This is a genomic window from Sphingobacterium sp. T2 (assembly GCF_000814685.1).
GTDB lineage: Bacteria > Bacteroidota > Bacteroidia > Sphingobacteriales > Sphingobacteriaceae > Sphingobacterium > Sphingobacterium thermophilum.
Genome location: NZ_JXAC01000025.1, coordinates 1 through 20,719 on the forward strand (window position 1 = coordinate 1; position 20,719 = coordinate 20,719).

Genomic DNA, 20,719 nt, shown 5'->3' on the forward strand with positions numbered 1-20,719 from the left:
TCCGTTACGCTACATGATTAATATCTTAAAGAACTCTCCGCCTCCGCATCTCGCTTCGGCTTTATCTCTTGCCTTGCGGCCGTTTATTTCTTCTTCTTCTTACCCCCTTTCCTTGCGGACCGGGACTTCGASGACTGCAAAGGTAGAAACTTTATCCGATTTTTCCAAAAACTTTTTTTTGAAGTTTTTTTWTCTCTTCTTTTTATCGGGCAACAAAAAAGATAAACTATCTTTTCCCTACCCTCTTCTACCCTCTTTTCAAACGTTCCGTAGAACTTCTCTCCCTCGCGGAGTGGTGCAAAGAATAGAGAGTTTAAACCATTTAACTTCCAAAACATTTTTAAACCTATTTTTTAACCCTTAAAATCATAATACGCTGAATCATTGTCAGATAATTTTATCAAGCTCCATATTGTTAACGCGCAAAGCGAAGAAATCTTATTCAAAAAGGCAAAAAAACACTTTATTTGAAGAATTATATTAGTTTTGTTAGAGGGGTACGCAACAGCGGAACACTTATGAGCATCATTTATTTTATTGACTTATTAGGAACTATGGTCTTTGCCATCTCGGGAGCCATGGCCGGACATCGGAAAGGAATAGATATTTTTGGATGTACCTTTCTGGCTTTTGTGACAGCTATCGGTGGAGGGTCTTTGCGCGATATATTCTTAAATATACGTCCGGTATGGGTGGAAGATGGCAATTACCTTATCGCGATATTCATAGGAGTATTTATCTCGGTTATCGCCAACAAACAATTATATAATCTAAGCAAAAACTTTTACGCTGTTCGACGCTATAGGTATAGGTTTTTTTACAGTGGTAGGAACACAAAAGTCCATAGACTATGAAAGCAGCAACATTGCTGCCATCATGTTGGGAATGTTCTCCGCCGCCATGGGAGGTGTCATCCGCGATATTCTTATCAGTGAAACCCCTCTTATCCTTCGAAAAGAAATTTACGCTTCGGCCTGCCTTTCCGGCGCCCTCCTTTTTGTTTTGCTGAACAGCTTACACGTACATAACGGATGGAATGCTTTTATCAGCGCCACCTTGGTGTTTATCATCCGTATTGTCGCTATAAAATATAACCTTTCTCTCCCTGTCGTAAGAAAAAAATAGAGAAGGAAATCTATAGCAATTCCAGCAACTTTTCGAAAGTCATGCCGCGTGAAGCTTTCAGTAACACTAAGCTATCGCGGATAGTGGAAACCGCATCTTTAGCCTCTTCGATGGATGGATAAAACTCGGCAACATCGTCTTTATGTTTATAAAACTCTTTGCCCACAAAGATAAGGCGCTGAAAACCCAAGCTTTTTGCTTTTTCGATGATGTTTTTGTGCTCTTCGAAAGAGTCATCTCCTAGCTCAAACATGTCACCTAGGATAACAACCTTACGGTCTGCTGACAGCACATGCATATTCTCCAAAGCCGCCATCATGCTGCTAACATTAGCATTATAAAAGTCGGCCACGACCATGTTGTTGGATGTTTTGGTAATCTGTGAACGGTTGTTTTTAGGCACATAAGACGCAATACCCTTATTAATAGTTTCCGGACTCATGCCAAATTCCAGACCCACGGTCACTGCTGCCAGAATATTTTCAGTATTATAAGACCCTGTAAGGTGCGTCTGCACATTATACCACTGGCTATCATCTTTTCTTTTCCAGCTTACGGATAGGTAAGGGTTGGCCTCCAACAGCTTTCCTATCACATCATTCTGGTCCGAAAAGCCGTAACGCACAATTCGATGGAAGTGACGTGAAGAAGCCATTTCCTTAAGGTGAGGGTTGTCGGCCTGCAGGAATACGGTCCCTCCATTGTTGGCTAGGAAATCATACAGCTCTCCCTTTGTTTTCTTAACTCCTTCGAATGAGCCAAACCCTTCCAGATGGGCCTTACCCACATTAGTAATAAAACCATGAGAAGGCAGCGATATATTACACAGGAACTCAATCTCCTTAAGATGGTTTGCTCCCATTTCCACGATGGCCATCTCATATGTATTGTCAATAGATAATAGAGTTAAAGGCACACCGATATGGTTGTTGAGATTTCCCTGTGTAGCGTAGGTACGAAACTGCTGCGAAAGGACGGAATATACCAGCTCCTTAGAGGTAGTCTTTCCGTTAGTACCTGTAATACCTATAACAGGAATTGTCAATTGCTGTCTATGAAACAACGCTAAATGCTGAAGTGTCTTCAGCACATCCTCTACCAAAATATAACGTTCATCTTGCTTATACTGCGGCTCATCGATGACCGCATAGGCAGCACCATTCTGTAAGGCCTGAGTAGCAAAAGCATTTCCGTTGAAATTGGCTCCCTTCAAGGCGAAGAATATACTCTGTGGTTTTATATTACGGGTGTCCGTAGATACCTGAGGATATCGTAGATAGATGTCGTAGAGTGTTTCTATTTGCATGACAACAATTGTTTTGAATAAAAACAAAGGTAATAATCTTCCTTTCTTTCACTAAAGAAAAAAGGAGCTTTCGCTCCTTAATTTATCTTATAAGCTATAATGCTGTTGCTATTAAAAGTAGGAATGTAAATGATATTTTCTTTTGGGTTATATCCCAGATCGGCGGTATTCATCTTTCCTTGCACGTCCTGCAGCTTTTGTATTTCTCCTTTCTCCGAGACAAAATATACTAGCCCAGGCCAGCAGGTCACAATAAACCCTCCGCCATTGATGGGCTCAATGCCATCTCCGCCATGTTCGAAACCTTTTGCAATTACCTTCACCTGCTTTTGAGCGTCTATGGCCCACAATTCTTTTCCTACCAGAGCTAGCAGCATTCCCTTATGATATTTCAAACCATTTACCGAAGGAACATTCTCCATATAGAGCGAAATTTTTCCGTTTTTCAGTTGAAAGATTTTATTTTCTCTCGTGTCGGAAATATATACCACGCCGTTATCATCTACCGTAACGTCGTTTAGGAAGGTTGCTTCAGGCACGGTAAGTTCATCCACCATATTACCGGTATAAATATCTACCGTGATTACTTTTGTCACATCAGCGATATAAAGAAGGTCCTTATATATAGCCATCCCTTTAGGAGCATTCAGGCCGGTAACCCAATGAAGATTCTCTATTTGGCCATCCGGACGTATAATGGCTATTTCTCCTTTGTCTGTTCCGTCTTTTCCGATGAGCGAAACGTACAACTTATTATTTGGCGCGTGATATAGTACGGACTCCGGAACATGGATGCCTTCGGTGACTTCCCACACTTTACCGATTGTTATTTGTTGGGAATACCCTTCCGACAGGACTATCAAGAATGCTGCTAACAAAAGTAGTGATGATCTTATCATAGCGTTAATATATTGGTTTTCAATTAAAGATAACAAATTCCTAAATTTCTCAGCCTCTTATTTCAAAAACACATGCAAAGCAAATTTGTTCTCCTTTTTGAATTTTAAAACCAATATTTCCGTTTTCGAGGACCCCTCTATGGATGTGTATTTCCTCTCCGAGGCTCAACTCTTTGATGAAGTTCACATCTATTGCCTTTATCTTGTTCTCCAGAATCAAACGCGGATCAAGATGATTCAAACACCACTCCAAGTATTTGGTATTGTTGACATGATTGACGATATCGAGGTCGGAAAACTGTACCTTTTGCGGGAAGATATCCTGTGTAGGAAAGTTCAGATCTATACGCTGATTCGGAATATGTGTCGCATGTAATTCGGGAAACTGTTCTACGTAAGAAGTGTCGAAGGGGAGAGCTCCCGGTCTGCGTGTTTTCATATTGAATATAGCCCATAGGGATGAAACACCTATCATCTTATGCCCTTCACCATACACCTCAAAGTTACGGATAGACATAAACCCTTTCAGCTCTTCTATCCATGTTTTGATTTCTTAAAGGCTTTCCAAAGGAGGGCATCTCTTCTACTTCTATACGCATTCTGTTCATCACCCACGATAGGTCGTGCTGTGACAGATCGCTAAATCCCACCCCTCCTAAATCCGCATGTTCGGCCGCCGTAAGCTGTAAAATGTTAGCTAGTTCGGGAAACTTCAGTCTTCCGTTGGGATAAGCTTGGGAAAAATACGTCTCCCAAATCTTGAAATGGATGGATTTAAAATCTTTAGACAGCGGCATCTTTCCTCCTTTCTAGCTACGCTCCTTATCTAACCATTTTGGTACGGAAGGAGCTTCATAAAGCTCCATCTTTGCCACCAACTCTTCAATGTTATCGGCCACCAACAACATCTCCTGATTTTGCTTGTTCAGCAACCCCACATCCACCATATTCTGAACAAAGGCAATAAGGTGATCGTAGAATCCGTTTATGTTGAGTAAGCCACGGGCTTTTGATGCAATCCCAGCTGACCCCACGTTATCATTTCAAACAACTCTTCCATAGTGCCGTATCCGCCCGGCAGAGCTATTATAGCTTCACTGAGTTCATTCATCTTCATCTTTCGCTGGTGCATATTATCCACCGTAATCAGCGTGGTGACCCCATGATGACCGATTTCCTTGCTATTAAGAAAATGCGGAATAACCCCAATCACCTCTCCTTTGTGGTCTAGAGCTCCATCGGCTACAGCCCCCATGAGCCTACACGGCCTCCTCCATACACTACGGTAATATTATGCTGTGCCATAAAGGCTCCTACACTATAAGCTTTTTGTGTCCAGATGGCGTCAAAGCCGGAACTGGAAGCACAAAAAACAGCTATGCTACTTAAATTTCATATCGCAATAATTAAAAAAAAACCGACAGACTATTTCAGTCTACGGTCATCTATTATAAATAATAACTAAGAATTAATACAACGATTACATTGCACGTTCTTTCTCTTCACTGTTGTTGTCAATACGGCGGAACGACTGTTTGAGATTTCCGAACTTGCGTGTAAAGGTAAGTCGGAACGTTTGGCTGTCGTGGTATTGATAAATCTTAGAGTCAAACTCTTTGAAGTGCGTGAACACGTTGTTGTGGTCCGTATGGAACACATCCGTAAAACCGAATTTAAGACTGGAAACTTTGTCTTTGAAGTTGTAAGTAAGGCCTAAGTCTGTCGCTATTCTCGGCTGGATCTCATACATATTGAATATAAAACGTGTGTTACCCCTTACCAACACTTCTGCCGAAAGCTGGCTGTTAAGTTTAAATGTGTTGGTCGAGTTACCTTGAACAAAGAACGCCCCCTGATCCACATAATACCCCGAAACAGGACCTTTGAAATATAAATGTATACCTGTCAGGTTGTTGTACATGGTCCATACTTTGCCTATACGTACAGGAACAGTCAGGTTGACATAGCCTGTGGATTGTCTTCCCACATTTTCTTTCAACACCCAAGTAGTCTTCAACACCGAATCCTGTCCAATACTTTCTACGATAGCGTCATTCGTATAATCAAAACCTACCGCAACATTGAATCGCTTAAATAGGGTATAGACTAGCGTGAAACCGTCTTTATACGAAGGCCGTAAGAAGGAATTTCCTTTGACATAAGTTCGCTTATCTATATATGTTTCAAAAGGGTTCAAGTCATTGTAGTTAGGTCTTGTTACCTTACGTGAGTAGCTTAAAGAAAAATTGTGGTTTTCATTCAGCGAATAGGATACGGAAGCTGATGGAAACAAATCGAAGTAATTTTTCTTCACTGCCTCATCTAACGTAGGAGAATAGCCGTTCGATATGGTGTATTCTCCTCGTAATCCTATTTTGAAACCCCATTTCTTAATGTCACGAGCAAAGTCGAGGTAGCCGGCCATAATCTCTTCGGTATAGTTGAAGCTGTTGGTTCTACCGTTATCTACAATCCAATTTCCGGCCTTATCATTTGACAAAAGGAAGGATATATCATTTTTCGTATCCACGTTGCTATACTTCACTCCGGCTTCCAGAGCTCCTTTCCACAGCGGCTGGGTATAGTCCAATTTCGTAGCAAAAATGTTGATTTTCTTTCCAGTAATGGCTTGTTCATACTCTATAGGACGCAACAGCTGCATATCATTTAGCTTCGTAGCATATTCATAATTACTCAATCCATCTCTGTTGAAAATACTATAATCCACATCCAGCGCTAATTTTTTTCCGGTAGAATCTATAGTAAATTCGTTGTTTACATTGAAGGAGTATCTATTGAATTTATCTCCCGCAATATTGTATGAATCCAAGAGGGAGTCCACCACACCAAAGTGCTCGCCCATCTTGGTGTCACTGATGTTGTTTTCATCGTTATTATTGTTGCTGCCCGTAAATTGAGCTACCAAAACATTGCGTTTGGAGGTTCTCTGCTCCACACCAAACTTATAAGAATGAGTCTTCATTCTATCCATAGCGTCAGCCATCTGGTCGAAGGTGGTCTGGCTGTTTCCTCCCGGGATTACTCTTAAGATATTGATATTTTCAAGACGTTTATTATCGGTATAAGAATAGTTGCTGAAGAAAGCAGTTCCATTTTTTCTGTAGTTAAGATTGAACCCTCCGTTTCCTCTGAATTTCTTACCATATCCGGCGCTGAGTGTCACATTACCGTTCATTCCTTCGAGACGGTTCTTCTTTAAGGTAATGTTGATAAGACCGCCTCCTCCTTCTGCATCGTCTTTGGCTGTACGTACGGTAGAGAGCTCTATACTTTTAATCTGATCGCCACTCATGCTTTTGAGCAAAGTTGCCAATTGCTCTCCAGTCATGTATGTTTGTCTTCCATCTATAGTTACGTTTACACCACTGTTACCCATTAAGGTAATGTTGTCATCTTTGTCTACATAAACGCCTGGTGCACGCTTCAACACCTCTAAGGCATTGTTGCCTGCCGCAACAGAAGAATTCTCCACATTCATGACAAGCTTACCTTTGGAATTCTGAATCATCGGAAGCTGGCCTTTCACTTCCACAGTCTCTATTTCTTTGGTTTTCTCCAATAAAATGATGTCGTCAACCACAAAAGAAGTATCGTCAAGGGTAAAAGGCGCACTTTCACCGGCGGCAAAGCCTACTGCCGTAACCTGGATTCGGAAGGAACCTTTAGGAAAGCCCAAAAACTTATACACACCATTCTCATCCGTAACAGCTGACTTGATAATCCCCCTACTGGGTTCCGTCACTAAAAACACGGACGCATTAGGCACAGCGTCTCCATTCTCTTTCAAAACTTTTCCACTGAGTGTCAGTTGCTGCGCCTGCGCTACCGACAGGAAAGCAAGTATAAATAGTACTAGATTGTAAAAAATTCTCATAATAGTTTGATTAGGTAAATAATAATGTTTGCTTACTCGTTAGTTTAGTTATTTGATTGGAAATTCGGCGTGCAACGCAATCCATTTGGTCCCATAATCCATTCGGTCTTTTTGATATCATCCTCTTCATATTCGTTTCTGCAATCCCAAATGGATAGGCTTCTTATCTTGGAGTTCAATGACTTGTCAATGATTACTTTTGACCCTAGCGGTAGATATACGAAAACCGAAACTTCTTGGTCTCTATATTTATTGTTGTGCTTCAATGCAAAGTGTGAGTTAAACACGATATTTTCATTATCCTGCTTAGCGAGGTATTCTATTTCCGAAGCATTGCGTGTCGCTAATCGGAAGTTCCTTCCTCTTGCAGAATAATTATATTGTATGTACGGTTTAGCCAACGAATCCACGCTCATAAAACGTATATCAATGTCGTCGTGCAACACATTAGCCAAACTTTCTCCGTTAATTTCTATCTTAAAGTTTCTATCATCTTTATCCTCAGTAGCTTCAATCTAACCTTAACATCTTTTTCTGAAAAACGATAAAGCCGCTGAGACTGCCAGTTCCTTCTCTACTTTGATCGTGCTAGACTCTTTGTACTCCTGAGCTCCCATTAAGCTGAAGAATATCACCGCTATCACAGAAGTTATCCACGTTGCCCACAGTCCTAAAGAGACATAGGTGTTCATCGGTTTTGTTTTGAACAAAAGGCGCAACATGATATGCAACAGAGCAGCAAAAGGAATAGCTATAGCTAATGTTCCAGCCACCAAAGCTAGAATAGCCTGATACGTCGGCAAGGCTTCCGTTCCAGGAAATACCATCTCATTCTGATAACCCAATACCCCTGTAATAAAGCCCACACAGCCTATCAGCAATCCTAAGATGGTCATAGCACAAAATATCAATACAGCGATACCTATAACCTGCGCGAACAGCTTCCCTAGCTTACAGATAAAGTTTCCGCAGAAAGACGTGCCTTTAGCTATTTCTGATTTCGCTTTTGATAGATGCGGGTCAAGAGATTGAAGTTCTTCTTCAAAACTTTTCTTAAAATTCTGTAGGTTAGGCATTTCTCCCTTCATGGCTAGCTTATCTGCTCTAGTTACAGCCAAAGGCATTACCACCCACAGCACAGCATATAGCATAAACCCAGTACCGGCAAAAAAGAAGAAACACAAGAAGATTATTCTCACCCATTTAGCTTCCAAACCGAAATATGCGCCCAAGCCGCTACATACGCCTCCTAGAATCTTGTCATCCGGATTTCTCATCAGCTTCTTATGAAATGCGGCCGACGCCTGCGAATCGTAGCGATGCTCCTGCGATGTAGTCTCCTCCGCCTCAATATCAAAGTCGTTGACCGTACCCATCTGCTCTATTACATGATGGACATCTTCCAGAGAGATAACTTCTTTCTTTCCCTGCTGTATTTTTTCGGAAAACATTTCGGCAATACGGTTCTCAATATCCATCAGAATCTCTTCACTATCCTGTGTCTTAGCGAAATGCTTTTTAATATCTATCATATACGAGCGTAGCACCTCGTATGCTTCTTCCTCTATATGAAATACAATGCTGTTGATATTTATGATAATAGTCTTATTCATAACGTATTGATTTATTGGGGTTGTTCTTCATTAGGTTTATTGCGTCCAGCCACGGAAGTCTCTACGGCATAGACCAGCTCTTTCCAAGTTTCATCCAGTCTATGCAAGACATGTAAGCCTTCTTCCGTAATCTGATAATACTTTCGTGGAGGTCCTGAAGTAGACTCCTTCCAGCTGTAACTGAGCAAGCCGTTATTTTTCAGCCGAGTAAGCAAAGGGTATAAGGTACCCTCAACCACCAAAAGCTCTGCCCGCTTAAGCTCAGCTATTATATCCGATGCGTAGATCTCTCCCTTGGAAATAATGGATAAAACACAGTACTCCAATATTCCTTTTCGCATCTGTATTTGTGTATTTTCTGCTATCATAACAATACAAAGTTATATCCTTAAGACAGTACTTTGCAATACATAGTAGTATATAAAATCACAAACAACTGATTTTCAGGTAATTAATTTTAAATTATTTTTCGATTAGTCACAAAAAGTAGTAAATATTAGGATAATTGATGGAGAATTGACAGTTTTGCCCTGATGAGATATTTGCTGCATTACAAGTGGTCTTTAGCTTGGGTAGTATTGGTTTTGTTTTTATTGCTTACGCCATCCAACGATATGCCGGACCTCAACAGATTTAATTTGTTTCCAGGGACAGATAAAGTCGTTCATTTGGGAATATTCTTCATTCTTGCTACATTGATATATGTAGAGTCGGCTATCAAATCGGGATGGTCACAATCCAGATGGAAGACCATGGTCAAAGTGGTGTTGAGCACAGTAGTCTTTGCAGTGCTAACCGAAGAGGCACAGCTCCATATCTCAAGCCGTTCCGGAGATATTATGGACTTGCTAGCCGATTGTATAGGAATCGGAATGGCAACATTTGCTTACTTACTCATATACAGAAAGAAGGATGAAAAAAGCAATATTGGTACTGAGTATGATCGTTAGTATGGCCATCGTGTTTCAGTCGTGTGCATCACAGAAATGCAACTGTCCGAAGCCTTATATTCCTAAGAAACGTTAATTAGGCGCGCGCAATAGTGGCTATAGACACTTTGGCTCCTGCCTCCACCAGCGTGAGAGCAGCTTCGCTCATCGTAGCCCCTGTGGTGAGCACATCATCTACCAACAGTATATGCAGATCTTGTATGGTCACATAAGGATTCAACACAAATGCATTTTTTACGTTATCATACCTGTCTATACGAGATCTCTTGGTTTGACTTTCAGAAGCCAACACCCGAATAAGAAGATCCTCCTTCAACGGTATGCCTAAGCCCTGACTTAGCCCTTCTCCGAATTTTGCAGCTTGGTTGTACCCTCTCTTGCGTAATTTGCTTCTATGCAACGGTATCGGTGCTATCAGATCCACCTCACCAACATATCCTGCAATAGAGGAAGCGTACAGTCTTCCTAAATAAATTCCTATTTCCGGTTGATTTTTGTATTTGAGTTTATGAAGCAATGTTTCAACTCTAGAGGATTTCGACAGTTCAAACATGGAAAAAGCCCGTTCGAAAGACACCTTTCCCCACAGCTGTCTAGCCGTATCGTTATCATCAAAAAGATGGAAATCAGTAAAAGGGAGATGAAATAGGCAAGAAGTACACAGCATCTCCTCATGTGATAGCAGGGTTGCCTCACATGCCGCACATAGACGGGGAAAAAAGAGATGTAAGAAATGGTCAATATACCTTTTCCAAAGCATATCGAACCTCCACCTTTTTCTTTGGTCTAATCTACGAAATTAATTGTTTTTTTCTTTGATGGCCAGCTGTCCACAGGCAGCATCAATATCCTTTCCGCGGCTACGGCGCACGTTGGTCACAATACCTTGGTTACGCAGATAATTAGCAAAGGCCTCAATCTTGTCGGCTTCAGCATTCATAAAATCCGCCAGCGAGATAGGATTATATTCGATGATGTTGACCTTGCAAGGAACATGCTTACAGAATTTAGCTAGTTCTTTCGCATCCTGCAAATCGTCGTTGAAATTATGAAAAACGATATACTCAAACGTTATAGGATTTTTCGTCTTAGAATAGAAATATTTAAGGGCTTCGGCCAGCGATTTCAATGAGTTTTGCTCATTGATCGGCATGATTTCATTTCTCTTCTGATCGTTGGCGGCGTGCAAAGATAAAGCCAGGTTGAAACGTACTTGGTCATCTCCCAGCTTTTTGATCATTTTGGCAATACCGGCAGTGGATACCGTAATTCGCTTGGCAGCCATATTCAATCCATCCGGCGACGTGATACGATCGATAGACTTGAGCACATTAGAATAATTGAGCAAAGGTTCTCCCATACCCATATACACAATATTACTTAATGGGAGACCGTAATTCTCACGCGCCTGCTTGTCGATCAGCACGACCTGGTCGTATATCTCATCCGCATTGAGGTTACGCTTGCGGTCCATATATCCTGTAGCACAGAACTTACAAGTCAGGCTGCAGCCCACCTGCGAGCTGACACAAGCGGTCATTCTGTCCGGCGTTGGGATAAGAACACCTTCAATGATGTTGCCATCATAAAGTACAAAACTACTCTTGATGGTTTTGTCAGAAGAGATCTGCGATTGTTTTACCTGAACAAAATTAATAGTAAAGTTGGCCTTCAACTTTTCGCGCAGCGACTTGCTTAAATTACTCATCTCATCAAAATTGGTAGCAGATTTCTGCCATAGCCATTCATATATCTGCTTGGCACGGAAAGCCTGCTCTCCCATATCCACCAACTTCTCTTTGAGCTGATCCAGCGAAAGACTTCTTATGTCTATTAATTTGTTTACAGTATTCACACGACAAAGATACGGCAATTTTTTTCATTAATAAGTTTTTATCCTTGGAGAAAAGTTAAATGAAAGTCAACAACTTAAAAAAGCTGTATTTCTTAAATCCTTGAAAAGCTATTAATTTCGCTATATTGCAACCCTAAATCTAATAACCCATGAAGAAGTTTTATTTATTGCCTTTCCTTGTTGCCGGAGCTCTGCTGGCGTCCTGTGGTGGTGGCAAATATGCTGCTACAGAAAAAATATATAAGAAAAAGGCTAAAGAGTTTGCTGCCTTCTACAAAGAAGCACCTGTAGAAAGCCAGCTTCCTAAAATAGACGTGACAGACAAAGAATGGATAGGTTCTATCAACTTTGGTGTGCGCAAACCTAACTATGTGATGATTCACCATACTGCTCAGGATTCTTTAGCGCAGACTGTGAAAACTTTCCATAGCGCGAGAGCAGGAGTGAGCTCACACTATGTCATCGGCCGCGATGGAAAAATCGTTCAGATGGTAAACGATCTCTACCGCGCACATCATGCGGGCTTAGGACGTTGGGGCAACGACACCGACCTAAACTCCTCTTCTATAGGCATAGAACTGGATAACAATGGCGTGTCAGACCCTTGGCCGGATGCTCAAATCGACGCTTTAATCAAACTATTGACATACCTTAAAGAAACCTATAAAATTCCACAAGGAAACTTCATCGGCCATATGGACTATGCGCCTACACGTAAAAATGATCCTTCCCGTTTCCCGTGGAAAAAACTTGCTGATGCAGGTTTCGGATATTGGTATGACGATGTGTTAGAAACGCCGCCGGCAAATTTCGATGTTAAAATAGCCTTAAAAGTTATAGGCTATGATGTGAAAAATTTAGATGCAGCCATCAAAGGATTCAAACACCACTATATCCAACGCGACACAAAAACGGCAGAACTGACCGATGAGGATTTGAAAATCCTTTATAATATCATGTTAAAATATTTGCAATAAAAAAGGAGCTTTCGCTCCTTTTTTATTTTACTATTGTTCCGTATAAATCAAAATCTTCCGCTCTATCCACCTTTACCTGCACAAAATCTCCTATACGGGCATAATTGGTCTTCGCATCCAACACCACTTCGTTGTCTACCTCCGGAGAATCGTATTCGGTACGGCCTATAAAATAATCGCCATCCACCCTATCTATCAACACTTTAAATTCTTTACCGACCTTCGTCTGGTTGATTTCATAGGAAATACCTTGCTGCAATTCCATCACTGCTTCTACTCGTTCCTGTTTTACCTCCTCCGGCACGTCATCTTCCAAGGTGTAGGCATGCGTCTTCTCCTCATGCGAATAGGTGAAGCATCCTAATCTGTCGAAACGGGTCTCCTCCACCCATTCCAGCATCTCTTGGAAATCTTCCTCCGTCTCTCCCGGATAACCACAGATGAGGGTAGTACGCAAAGCAATATCAGGCACTTTGTCGCGAATACGGTTAACCAAATCTATCTGCTTCTGTTTGCTGGTACCACGTCGCATAGAGGTCAGCATACGGTCCGAAATATGCTGTAAAGGCATATCCAAATAGTTACAGATATTGCTTCTTTCATTCATCGCATCCAGGATATCCATAGGAAATCCCGAAGGATACGCATACTGCAGACGTATCCACTCTATGCCTTCCACATCCGACAGTCTACGCAAAAGCTCGGAAAGATTTCTTTTACCATACAGATCCAATCCATAATAGGTGAGATCCTGTGCAATAAGTATTAGCTCTTTGGTTCCGTTGGCTGCTAAGTGTTTAGCCTCTTTCACCAGATCTTCCATAGGCTTAGACACGTGTTTGCCACGCATCAAAGGGATGGCACAAAACGAACAAGGACGGTTACATCCTTCCGCTATCTTAAAAAAAGCATAATGTGAAGGTGTTGTCAGTAGACGTTCGCCCAACAGCTCATGGCGGTAGTCCGCACCTATAGTTGCCAGTAGATCCGGTAGGTCATTGGTGCCAAAGTATGCATCTACATTGGGTATTTCCGCCTCCAGTTCGGGCTTATAGCGCTCCGAAAGACATCCTGTGACGATGACCTTCCCTACTTTGCCCTGATCTTTAAGGTCTGCAAACTGTAATATCGTATCGATGGATTCCTGCTTTGCATTATCAATAAATCCGCAGGTATTGATCACTACAATATCATTGTCCTGGATGTGATTGGCTTCATGTACTACATCAATCTGGCTTCCCTTAAGCTGGCCCATCAACACTTCCGAATCATGGATATTTTTAGAGCAACCCAATGTCACGACATTCACACGAGGCTTTCCCTTTGGTGATCCGGATTTACTGAATTTTGTTTTCATATGATATTATAATTTGGATAGGCACAATCTTGCCCATCCATTAAAAATTTCTTTTATAGATATAGCTTTTATTCGGAAATAAAGTCTTGCAGTGGTATAAAAGACTTGCTATTTGAATAAGGATTCTACGAATTCTCTCTTGTTGAACAGCTGCAAATCTTCCATCTTCTCTCCTACGCCGATGTATTTCACCGGAATTTTGAACTGGTCGGAGATACCAATGACCACACCCCCTTTTGCAGTACCGTCCAGCTTGGTCAATGCCAAGGCGTTGACATCTGTAGCCTGCGTAAACTGCTTACACTGCTCTATGGCGTTCTGTCCTGTGGAAGCATCCAATACCAAAAGGATTTCATGTGGCGCTCCGGGAACTATCTTCTGCATGACATTCTTGATTTTGCCCAGCTCATTCATCAACCCCACCTTATTATGTAGACGTCCCGCCGTATCGATAATGGCTACATCATCGCCGTTAGCCACGGCCGACTGTACTGTATCGAAGGCTACCGAAGCAGGGTCGGAACCCATGGCCTGTGCTACCACACGTACCCCCACACGCTCTCCCCACAGCTTGATCTGGTCTACCGCCGCCGCACGGAAAGTATCCGCCGCGCCCAATACCACTTTATTGCCTGCCTGTTTAAGCTGATAGGCCAGTTTGCCTATGGTGGTGGTCTTCCCTACGCCGTTTACTCCTACTACCATAATCACATAAGGCTTATGGTCGCCGTAAGCAAAACTTTCAAAGTCATTACTGTTGTTTTCAGCAAGAAGAGCTTGGATTTCTTCTTTCAACAGGCGGTTAAGTTCATCCGTACCGACATACTTATCTCTGGCCACACGGTCTTGAATACGTTCGATAATTTTTAAGGTCGTACTAACACCAACATCCGACGTCACCAACACCTCTTCCAAATTATCCAATACCTCATCATCGATGGTAGATTTACCTATGACCGCTTTGGTAATCTTAGAAAAGAACCCTTCTTTAGTCTTTTCAAGACCTTTGTCCAGAGCCTGTTGCGCTTCCGGAGTCTCCTGTTTTTTCTTGAAGAAATCGAATAAACCCATGTATTACTTATGATAAGTAGTGCCAAATATGTTGGTCAAATATACTTAAATCTTGCTATACTAAAAAAGCCCTTTCGGTGTGCTTACCAAAACGGCTTTTTATCTTTTTAAAGAAAAACTTTAAAAAAGGAATATCTTGTTGCTTATTTTGAAGCAGCTGCAACAACTTCTTTTACGTTGTCGTTGTGTACCATACTTTCTTTGAAAGTATAAGCTCCAGTTTTAGGAGATTTAGTAGTGATAATAACTTTAGTGAACTCTTTACCACCACCTTTTTGTAATGATGCTACCGCTTTCTTTGCCATGGTATTATGTTTTTAATTAAAAGGTACAGCTTACGCTATCCCTATACATTAATTACTTAATTTCTTTGTGAACAGTCACTCTCTTCAACACAGGGTTGTATTTTCTCAATTCCAAACGCTCTGTGGTGTTCTTTTTGTTTTTTGTAGTGATGTAACGTGACATCCCTGGAAGACCACTTTCTTTGTGCTCAGTACACTCTAAGATAACTTGTACTCTATTTCCTTTTTTAGCCATTGTTTTTACTTTGTTTAATCCTCACGGACTATTAGTTCATGAATATCTTTAATTAACAGGCGAATAACGATTAAACGTATCCTTTCTTGATAAATTTATTGATAACTGCAGTGATACCGTTTTTGTTAATCGTTTTAATCGCTGATGTTGACACTTTCAAAGTGATCCAACGATCTTCTTCAGGAATGTAAAAACGTTTAGTTTGTAAATTAGGATAGAATTTACGCTTGGTTTTAACGTTCGAGTGAGATACGTTATTACCATTTAATGCCGTTTTGCCTGTTAAATCACAAATTCTTGACATGATATTTATTCTTTAATGTTGTCTATTTATACTCCAATTCTCTATGCAGTCCCTGCAAAGAGTTTGCAAATATCTATATTTCTTTTGGGATTTACAACAGTACAGGTAGAATTATTTAAAAAAATAATCCTAAAAACAGCAGGAATGAGCAAATATAAATCATTTGCCTTTAAATTCTCCCCGTACAGCCCCAAAATAGTTTTCAACAATTCACATCCTTGTCACGGAGAAGCCCGCCATCATCTTTCCAAAATACATACAATATTAGTACTTTTATCCTTTCAAATCAACAGCATAGGAGAGGGAAGATGCTCGAAAAAACGCGCGGCATAGCACTTAAAGTCACCAACTATTCGGAAAGCAGCGTAGTAGCCCAGATCTATACCGAGAAGTTCGGTCTGCAGTCGTACCTTATCAATGGCGCCAAAAAGCCTAAAGCCAAAATACATATCAACATGCTGCAACCTCTTCATCTGTTGGACATGGTGGTATACTATAAAGACAGCGGCACACTGCACCGCATCAAGGAAGCGACAGCTTCACCTGTGTTGCAGCAGATACCTCTGGATATCGCTAAAAGTTCTGTTGCCATCTTTCTGAACGAAATCCTATATAAAGTTCTCAAAATTCAACAACCGGACCCTTATCTATACGAATTTATCCAACAATCTATTCTCTGGCTCGACAAAACGCATACTGCCATCCATAATTTCCATTTATGTTTCCTGATGAAGCTGAGTCGATTTTTAGGGTATATGCCTTCGGCCGACAAAGGGGATAAGCCTTTTTTCGACCTCGTGGAGGGGATATTTACCCACACACCACCTCCTCACACATTCATGCTACACGAGCCCCATACCTCCATGTTTCAGGCCATCCTGCATGTTCCCTACGAAGAATCTCACACCATACAAATGAAACATGAAGACCGTATTTACTTGTTAGAGCAGATTATCAACTTTTACAAATTACATACTGACAACTTCGGTTCTGTCAACTCCTTAGAAATTTTAGAAGAAATTTTCCATTAACAAACTGAATATCAAAAGATAGTGTTAAATTTAAGTAATAAAAATTTCCGTTTACTTAAATAAACCTATTATGGAATGGTATCTAAAAGTTGTCCGTGACAACTACGCCAACTTTAGTGGAAGAGCTCGCAGAAAAGAATTCTGGATGTTCGTCCTCTTCAATATTGTCATCTCTTGGGGGCTCAACTTCATCGACAATATGCTCGGATTCACATATCAGACAGCCACCTGGCCCATACCGGGCTATGAGGAATGGTCTTCTTACTATTCACAGTCAGGATATCTAAGCTCCATATATTCCCTTGTCGTTTTTATTCCTTCTTTGGCTGTGAGTGTGCGTCGACTGCATGATATCGGCAAATCGGGTTTCAATCTGTTATGGAGCTTCGTATGCTGTATAGGATTTCTTTACCTGCTATATCTTTTCGTAACGGAAGGAGAAAGAGGAACGAATCAGTATGGTCCTGATCCTAAGGAAGAAGATTTTTTCGACCAGAACCATCCGGACAACTCCTTCAAAAGAGAGCTCTAATCGCCGACAAGTTTTGAGCTCTTTACAAAAATAAATTACCGCATCTTGCTGATTAGCAGTGTTTTTTATTAAATTTATATAACTAATTGCTAATTATAAACTTTAAAATTATGGAAGAGTTAAAAGCATATTATTTGAAAGTTGTGATAAACAACTTTGCAAATTTTGACGGTAGAGCCGGACGCAAGGAGTTCTGGTATTTTACACTAATAAATATTGTGGTATTTGGAATATTAAGCATTTTGTCTGCCTTGTCAGACTTTCTTTTCTTCCTATATCCATTGTATGGGTTAGCTGTACTTATCCCTTCTTTGGCTGTCACGACACGGCGTCTGCATGACACTAACCGTTCGGCGTGGTATATTATTTTGGCTTTCGTGCCTTTCGTCAACTTATATATTCTTTATCTCATGCTGTTGAAAGGAGATAAGGGCGAAAACAAATACGGCCCCGAACCTGATGAATCCATGCCGCAAAATACCGCTATTATATAATACGTAGGAATCACCAAAAAAGCTCGAAATGAAGGATTTCGAGCTTTTCTCACAATAAATATATGTGGAATCTAATGCCGTAGATTAGATAACTCTTACATTTACCGCGTTTAGACCTTTACGGCCTTGTTCTACTTCGTAAGTAACACTGTCGCCCTCACGAATTTTGTCTACTAATCCTGAAACGTGAACAAAAATTTCGCTTTCACCTGAAGCTGGTACAATGAAACCGAAACCTTTGGTCTCATTAAAGAATTTTACTTTACCTTCTTGCATTATTGTATTGTATTTTAAATTATATTCTAAAGATAAGATTATTCTTCTCATTAACAAGAATATTTTTTCACGTATTGTTAAACATTGTGGCATTTTACTTGTCTATTCGTTATATAAGAAAACAAAAAATTAAAACATATATGAAAAAATTATTGACACTCGCAGTTTTATTAGGAAGTATTCTCATGACTAATGCACAAACGAACAGTATAGACTCATACCGCAAGGTAGCGACAAAAGGTTATGCCGAAAAAGAAGTCACTCCAGACATCATATATCTTTCTGTATCGCTGAAAGAATTCTATATGGATGGCAACGTGAAGAAGAAAGTATTTATCGAAACGTTAGAAAAGCAGCTCTACGACGCAGCGATGGCCATCGGCGTGAAGAAAGAGGATTTCACCATCCAAAACATTTACAGCTACAAATACGATACGAAAAAGAAAAACAATGAATTGTTGCAGTCGCGTCAATACCGCATCAAGGTGACAAACCTTAATGGGCTTAATTCGTTGTTCGACAATGTTGACCCTCGTGGCATTCAAAGCACTTCTATCAGCGGATACGACCATTCGCAGAAGAAAGACATAGAAAAAGAACTTAAAACTCTTGCTGTCAAAGATGCTCGCGCCAATGCAGAAATCCTTGCCGCAGCCGACGGCCAAGGAGTAGGTAAAGTATTGGTGATCAACGACAACTCCTCATTCAACATGGGAGAGCTTATGCCAGTAACACGCACTATGTATGCAAAAGCTGCCAACGACATGGCTGTAGAAGAGTCTTCGCTAGTGATAGACATTAAACCTATAAAATTGACTTGCTATATTGATGCGGTCTTCGAACTAAAATAAATTGGAAAAGAATTTAGACATAGATGCTCGTCGCAGGCGTGAAAAAGATTTCGCCTGGATAGAGCGTATGTCCATACTGCTGGATAGCAAATTCAACATAGGAGGATTCAAGTTTGGCTTGGATCCTCTTTTGAATTTAATACCTTACGCTGGACAGGTTGTTTCCTTCCTCTTTTCTTTGGTCTTGGTCCTTGTGATGCTGCGCAATGGTGTAAGCAGCAAGGCCGCCGTAAAGATGTTGCTCAACATCCTTTATGATGCCATTCTAGGTTCCATCCCTCTAGTAGGTTATGCTTTTGACTTCTTCCATAGGGCTAACAAAAAGAACGTCCGCATTCTCAAAGAGCACTACTTTAGAGGCAAATATCAGGGTAGCGCCAAAGGATTATTGATAACATTATTCATAATAATAGTACTTTTGTGTTGCGTCGCCTTTTATTGGATGTGGCAGCTGGCAACATGGCTATGGAACGCTCTTGCCGACCTTTTTTAAAGTAAGATTATGTCAAAGACAAGATTTTTTGCACTACTGCTTATTGCAGTGATGGTTGCGGCTTTACTTACCAATCCTACCCAGGATAAACTGGAAAGTGCCGTTCAGGACAAAGCTACGTCGCTGCTGATGTCCCAACTCAATTACAAGGATAAGGAAGCCATGCAGCTCGGCATGACCTTGTTTGGCAACCGCATCGTTAAGGAGTTTGTGTCCAACAGCGTCATCATAGAAAATTATTACCTGTTTTCTATTATAAAGATTAGATGGCAAGGACAAACTACACCTCCGATAGGAGGGGGAGCATTCACCAAAGTGTGGCTGAGCCCCGAAATTGACCGAAAAGCTGACGAAATAGTACGTATACTCAAAAATCTTTAATGTTAGAAATCATTTACCAAGACGAACATCTTGTTGCCATCAACAAGCCACACGGCCTTTTGGTACATCGTTCATCCATCGCACAGGATGCCGATGAGACGGCCTTGCAGCTGCTGCGTGATCAGATAGGGATGACGGTGTATCCGGCTCATCGTTTGGACCGCAAAACAGGAGGAATACTGCTCTTCTCTTTGGACAAGGCGACGGACCAAAAGACCCAGCAAATGTTTCAGGACAAGAAAATGGACAAACGCTACCTAGCTTTGTTACGAGGCTTCTGCCTGAAGAGGGAACTATAGATTACTCCCTTACCAAGGCTAATACCAACAAGACGCAGGAAGCCATCACCCATTACCGCCGCCTAGCCATCGCTGAGATTGATGTTCCACAAGGAAAGTTCAACACATCACGATATTCTCTGGTAGAGGCAAACCCTATCACAGGACGTACACACCAGCTGCGGCGTCATTTCGCCCACATCATGCATCCCATCATTGGTGACAGACCCCACGGATGTAACAAACAAAACAAAATGTGGAAAGAAAAATTCGCCATGGAAACTATGCTTCTGCACGCCTCCGCTCTTTACTTTACACACCCTTGGACTAATCAATCGATTGCGATAAAAGCTGATTTACAGAGCGAATTCAAACGCTCTCTCGATATTTTGGGCATTAGCATTTCTGAAGTGGAGATATAACAAGAAATTTTCAGGTTTTCCGCAAAATAGGCCGTCATTTTTACGAAATTATTAAAATCGTAAACCTAA

Annotated in this window: 28 protein-coding genes and 2 pseudogenes; 13 read left to right on the forward strand and 17 right to left on the reverse strand. The window is 41.1% G+C overall.

Going from position 1 to position 20,719, the window contains the following annotated elements:
* The first annotated feature begins 467 nt into the window (after positions 1–467).
* Together SD31_RS18090 and SD31_RS18095 are read left to right on the forward strand one after the other, a co-directional pair.
* A complete protein-coding gene (locus SD31_RS18090; protein WP_231561072.1) occupies positions 468–854 on the forward strand; it encodes a trimeric intracellular cation channel family protein in 387 nt (128 codons plus the stop codon).
* The gene (locus tag SD31_RS18095) at positions 823–1,125 is read left to right on the forward strand and encodes a trimeric intracellular cation channel family protein (protein ID WP_231561073.1); all 303 of its coding nucleotides are present in this window, start codon (positions 823–825) and stop codon (positions 1,123–1,125) included. Before SD31_RS18090 ends, SD31_RS18095 begins: the two co-directional genes overlap by 32 nt.
* 10 nt (positions 1,126–1,135) lie before the next feature.
* On the opposite strand, the gene SD31_RS02145 is transcribed toward SD31_RS18095, so the two are convergent.
* The 9 genes and pseudogenes from SD31_RS02145 to SD31_RS02175 form a co-directional block, all read right to left on the reverse strand.
* Entirely contained in the window at positions 1,136–2,431 is a 1,296-nt protein-coding gene (locus SD31_RS02145; RefSeq protein WP_039052930.1) for a UDP-N-acetylmuramoyl-tripeptide--D-alanyl-D-alanine ligase, read from the reverse strand.
* 77 nt (positions 2,432–2,508) lie between these two features.
* The gene (locus tag SD31_RS02150; RefSeq protein WP_039052931.1) at positions 2,509–3,330 is read right to left on the reverse strand and encodes an SMP-30/gluconolactonase/LRE family protein; all 822 of its coding nucleotides are present in this window, start codon (positions 3,328–3,330) and stop codon (positions 2,509–2,511) included.
* Positions 3,331–3,379: 49 nt separating this feature from the next.
* Complete coding sequence (locus SD31_RS14720) at positions 3,380–3,847, reverse strand: acyl-ACP thioesterase domain-containing protein (protein WP_082021768.1); 468 nt, start codon at positions 3,845–3,847, stop codon at positions 3,380–3,382.
* Positions 3,834–4,127 (reverse strand): acyl-ACP thioesterase domain-containing protein, encoded by a 294-nt coding sequence (locus SD31_RS14725; RefSeq protein WP_052258558.1) that lies wholly within the window; start codon positions 4,125–4,127, stop codon positions 3,834–3,836. The genes SD31_RS14720 and SD31_RS14725 overlap by 14 nt, the downstream gene beginning before the upstream one ends.
* A gap of 12 nt (positions 4,128–4,139) precedes the next feature.
* Positions 4,140–4,585 (reverse strand): annotated as a pseudogene (locus SD31_RS21115) (TIGR00730 family Rossman fold protein).
* 225 nt (positions 4,586–4,810) lie between these two features.
* Positions 4,811–7,225 carry an outer membrane beta-barrel family protein gene (locus SD31_RS02165; RefSeq protein ID WP_039052932.1) on the reverse strand — a complete coding sequence of 805 codons (2,415 nt, stop codon included), beginning with the start codon at positions 7,223–7,225 and terminating at the stop codon, positions 4,811–4,813.
* Between the two features lie 44 nt (positions 7,226–7,269).
* Positions 7,270–7,671, reverse strand: a complete 402-nt coding sequence (locus SD31_RS14730) for a hypothetical protein (protein WP_410528227.1) — start codon at positions 7,669–7,671, stop codon at positions 7,270–7,272.
* 75 nt (positions 7,672–7,746) lie between these two features.
* Positions 7,747–8,838 carry a PspC domain-containing protein gene (locus tag SD31_RS02170; RefSeq protein WP_052258560.1) on the reverse strand — a complete coding sequence of 364 codons (1,092 nt, stop codon included), beginning with the start codon at positions 8,836–8,838 and terminating at the stop codon, positions 7,747–7,749.
* Between the two features lie 11 nt (positions 8,839–8,849).
* The gene (locus SD31_RS02175; protein ID WP_039052933.1) at positions 8,850–9,206 is read right to left on the reverse strand and encodes a PadR family transcriptional regulator; all 357 of its coding nucleotides are present in this window, start codon (positions 9,204–9,206) and stop codon (positions 8,850–8,852) included.
* 165 nt (positions 9,207–9,371) lie between these two features.
* On the opposite strand from SD31_RS02175, the gene SD31_RS02180 reads away from it, so the two are divergent.
* A complete protein-coding gene (locus SD31_RS02180) occupies positions 9,372–9,788 on the forward strand; it encodes a VanZ family protein (RefSeq protein WP_052258561.1) in 417 nt (138 codons plus the stop codon).
* Positions 9,789–9,864: 76 nt separating this feature from the next.
* On the opposite strand, the gene SD31_RS02185 is transcribed toward SD31_RS02180, so the two are convergent.
* Both SD31_RS02185 and rlmN read right to left on the reverse strand, forming a co-directional pair.
* Entirely contained in the window at positions 9,865–10,548 is a 684-nt protein-coding gene (locus tag SD31_RS02185) for a ComF family protein (protein ID WP_039052934.1), read from the reverse strand.
* Between the two features lie 39 nt (positions 10,549–10,587).
* On the reverse strand, positions 10,588–11,643 hold the full coding sequence (gene rlmN, locus SD31_RS02190) for a 23S rRNA (adenine(2503)-C(2))-methyltransferase RlmN (RefSeq protein ID WP_039052935.1): 1,056 nt from the start codon (positions 11,641–11,643) through the stop codon (positions 10,588–10,590).
* 149 nt (positions 11,644–11,792) lie between these two features.
* Here rlmN and SD31_RS02195 point away from each other — a divergent pair, with 149 nt between their 5' ends.
* Complete coding sequence (locus SD31_RS02195) at positions 11,793–12,620, forward strand: N-acetylmuramoyl-L-alanine amidase (RefSeq protein WP_039052936.1); 828 nt, start codon at positions 11,793–11,795, stop codon at positions 12,618–12,620.
* 22 nt (positions 12,621–12,642) lie between these two features.
* Here the strand turns inward: SD31_RS02195 and rimO are convergent, their stop codons facing one another.
* The 5 genes from rimO to rpmB all read right to left on the reverse strand — a co-directional run bounded on the left by rimO (position 12,643) and on the right by rpmB (position 15,892).
* Positions 12,643–13,977: a 30S ribosomal protein S12 methylthiotransferase RimO gene (gene rimO, locus SD31_RS02200; RefSeq protein WP_039052937.1), complete on the reverse strand. Its 1,335-nt coding sequence runs from the start codon at positions 13,975–13,977 to the stop codon at positions 12,643–12,645.
* 108 nt (positions 13,978–14,085) lie between these two features.
* Entirely contained in the window at positions 14,086–15,048 is a 963-nt protein-coding gene (ftsY, locus tag SD31_RS02205; protein ID WP_039052938.1) for a signal recognition particle-docking protein FtsY, read from the reverse strand.
* Positions 15,049–15,191: 143 nt separating this feature from the next.
* The gene (locus SD31_RS15850; protein WP_082021769.1) at positions 15,192–15,353 is read right to left on the reverse strand and encodes a DUF4295 domain-containing protein; all 162 of its coding nucleotides are present in this window, start codon (positions 15,351–15,353) and stop codon (positions 15,192–15,194) included.
* 52 nt (positions 15,354–15,405) lie between these two features.
* A complete protein-coding gene (gene rpmG, locus SD31_RS02210; protein ID WP_039052939.1) occupies positions 15,406–15,588 on the reverse strand; it encodes a 50S ribosomal protein L33 in 183 nt (60 codons plus the stop codon).
* A 70-nt stretch (positions 15,589–15,658) separates the two neighbouring features.
* On the reverse strand, positions 15,659–15,892 hold the full coding sequence (gene rpmB, locus SD31_RS15855) for a 50S ribosomal protein L28 (protein WP_082021770.1): 234 nt from the start codon (positions 15,890–15,892) through the stop codon (positions 15,659–15,661).
* A gap of 308 nt (positions 15,893–16,200) precedes the next feature.
* Between rpmB and recO the strand changes: the two genes are divergently transcribed.
* The 3 genes from recO to SD31_RS02225 all read left to right on the forward strand — a co-directional run bounded on the left by recO (position 16,201) and on the right by SD31_RS02225 (position 17,949).
* The gene (recO, locus tag SD31_RS02215; RefSeq protein ID WP_039052940.1) at positions 16,201–16,923 is read left to right on the forward strand and encodes a DNA repair protein RecO; all 723 of its coding nucleotides are present in this window, start codon (positions 16,201–16,203) and stop codon (positions 16,921–16,923) included.
* 70 nt (positions 16,924–16,993) lie between these two features.
* The gene (locus SD31_RS02220; protein WP_039052941.1) at positions 16,994–17,455 is read left to right on the forward strand and encodes a DUF805 domain-containing protein; all 462 of its coding nucleotides are present in this window, start codon (positions 16,994–16,996) and stop codon (positions 17,453–17,455) included.
* 110 nt (positions 17,456–17,565) lie between these two features.
* Positions 17,566–17,949 carry a DUF805 domain-containing protein gene (locus SD31_RS02225; RefSeq protein WP_039052942.1) on the forward strand — a complete coding sequence of 128 codons (384 nt, stop codon included), beginning with the start codon at positions 17,566–17,568 and terminating at the stop codon, positions 17,947–17,949.
* An 84-nt stretch (positions 17,950–18,033) separates the two neighbouring features.
* Here SD31_RS02225 and SD31_RS02230 read toward each other — a convergent pair whose 3' ends face one another.
* Positions 18,034–18,225 (reverse strand): cold-shock protein, encoded by a 192-nt coding sequence (locus SD31_RS02230; RefSeq protein WP_039052943.1) that lies wholly within the window; start codon positions 18,223–18,225, stop codon positions 18,034–18,036.
* A 140-nt stretch (positions 18,226–18,365) separates the two neighbouring features.
* Here SD31_RS02230 and SD31_RS02235 point away from each other — a divergent pair, with 140 nt between their 5' ends.
* From SD31_RS02235 to SD31_RS20540, 6 genes and pseudogenes are all read left to right on the forward strand, one after another.
* Entirely contained in the window at positions 18,366–19,076 is a 711-nt protein-coding gene (locus SD31_RS02235; RefSeq protein ID WP_052258566.1) for an SIMPL domain-containing protein, read from the forward strand.
* A 1-nt stretch (position 19,077) separates the two neighbouring features.
* Positions 19,078–19,569 carry a DUF4112 domain-containing protein gene (locus SD31_RS02240; protein WP_039052944.1) on the forward strand — a complete coding sequence of 164 codons (492 nt, stop codon included), beginning with the start codon at positions 19,078–19,080 and terminating at the stop codon, positions 19,567–19,569.
* Positions 19,570–19,578: 9 nt separating this feature from the next.
* Positions 19,579–19,950, forward strand: a complete 372-nt coding sequence (locus tag SD31_RS02245) for a hypothetical protein (RefSeq protein WP_052258563.1) — start codon at positions 19,579–19,581, stop codon at positions 19,948–19,950.
* Positions 19,950–20,249: a pseudouridine synthase gene (locus SD31_RS20530; protein WP_316929726.1), complete on the forward strand. Its 300-nt coding sequence runs from the start codon at positions 19,950–19,952 to the stop codon at positions 20,247–20,249. The genes SD31_RS02245 and SD31_RS20530 overlap by 1 nt, the downstream gene beginning before the upstream one ends.
* Positions 20,246–20,368 (forward strand): annotated as a pseudogene (locus tag SD31_RS21120) (pseudouridylate synthase); the annotation flags it as partial. The gene SD31_RS20530 and the pseudogene SD31_RS21120, both read left to right, overlap by 4 nt.
* 63 nt (positions 20,369–20,431) lie before the next feature.
* Entirely contained in the window at positions 20,432–20,650 is a 219-nt protein-coding gene (locus SD31_RS20540; protein ID WP_316929727.1) for a hypothetical protein, read from the forward strand.
* Positions 20,651–20,719 lie beyond the last annotated feature (69 nt).

Bases quoted from the DNA above. Each gene is read 5' to 3' on its own strand.
- SD31_RS15850 (WP_082021769.1), bottom strand. From the start codon at position 15,353: ATGGCAAAGAAAGCGGTAGCATCATTACAAAAAGGTGGTGGTAAAGAG.
- SD31_RS02225 (WP_039052942.1), top strand. From the start codon at position 17,566: ATGGAAGAGTTAAAAGCATATTATTTGAAAGTTGTGATAAACAACTTT.
- recO (WP_039052940.1), top strand. From the start codon at position 16,201: ATGCTCGAAAAAACGCGCGGCATAGCACTTAAAGTCACCAACTATTCG.
- SD31_RS02145 (WP_039052930.1), bottom strand. From the start codon at position 2,431: ATGCAAATAGAAACACTCTACGACATCTATCTACGATATCCTCAGGTA.
- SD31_RS02195 (WP_039052936.1), top strand. From the start codon at position 11,793: ATGAAGAAGTTTTATTTATTGCCTTTCCTTGTTGCCGGAGCTCTGCTG.
- SD31_RS02180 (WP_052258561.1), top strand. From the start codon at position 9,372: ATGAGATATTTGCTGCATTACAAGTGGTCTTTAGCTTGGGTAGTATTG.
- SD31_RS20540 (WP_316929727.1), top strand. From the start codon at position 20,432: ATGCATCCCATCATTGGTGACAGACCCCACGGATGTAACAAACAAAAC.
- SD31_RS14720 (WP_082021768.1), bottom strand. From the start codon at position 3,847: ATGTCTATCCGTAACTTTGAGGTGTATGGTGAAGGGCATAAGATGATA.
- ftsY (WP_039052938.1), bottom strand. From the start codon at position 15,048: ATGGGTTTATTCGATTTCTTCAAGAAAAAACAGGAGACTCCGGAAGCG.
- SD31_RS02175 (WP_039052933.1), bottom strand. From the start codon at position 9,206: ATGATAGCAGAAAATACACAAATACAGATGCGAAAAGGAATATTGGAG.
- SD31_RS02150 (WP_039052931.1), bottom strand. From the start codon at position 3,330: ATGATAAGATCATCACTACTTTTGTTAGCAGCATTCTTGATAGTCCTG.
- SD31_RS02230 (WP_039052943.1), bottom strand. From the start codon at position 18,225: ATGCAAGAAGGTAAAGTAAAATTCTTTAATGAGACCAAAGGTTTCGGT.
- SD31_RS02170 (WP_052258560.1), bottom strand. From the start codon at position 8,838: ATGAATAAGACTATTATCATAAATATCAACAGCATTGTATTTCATATA.
- SD31_RS02245 (WP_052258563.1), top strand. From the start codon at position 19,579: ATGTCAAAGACAAGATTTTTTGCACTACTGCTTATTGCAGTGATGGTT.
- rpmB (WP_082021770.1), bottom strand. From the start codon at position 15,892: ATGTCAAGAATTTGTGATTTAACAGGCAAAACGGCATTAAATGGTAAT.
- rimO (WP_039052937.1), bottom strand. From the start codon at position 13,977: ATGAAAACAAAATTCAGTAAATCCGGATCACCAAAGGGAAAGCCTCGT.
- rpmG (WP_039052939.1), bottom strand. From the start codon at position 15,588: ATGGCTAAAAAAGGAAATAGAGTACAAGTTATCTTAGAGTGTACTGAG.
- SD31_RS02185 (WP_039052934.1), bottom strand. From the start codon at position 10,548: ATGCTTTGGAAAAGGTATATTGACCATTTCTTACATCTCTTTTTTCCC.
- SD31_RS14725 (WP_052258558.1), bottom strand. From the start codon at position 4,127: ATGCCGCTGTCTAAAGATTTTAAATCCATCCATTTCAAGATTTGGGAG.
- SD31_RS02235 (WP_052258566.1), top strand. From the start codon at position 18,366: ATGAAAAAATTATTGACACTCGCAGTTTTATTAGGAAGTATTCTCATG.
- SD31_RS20530 (WP_316929726.1), top strand. From the start codon at position 19,950: ATGTTAGAAATCATTTACCAAGACGAACATCTTGTTGCCATCAACAAG.
- SD31_RS02165 (WP_039052932.1), bottom strand. From the start codon at position 7,225: ATGAGAATTTTTTACAATCTAGTACTATTTATACTTGCTTTCCTGTCG.
- SD31_RS02220 (WP_039052941.1), top strand. From the start codon at position 16,994: ATGGAATGGTATCTAAAAGTTGTCCGTGACAACTACGCCAACTTTAGT.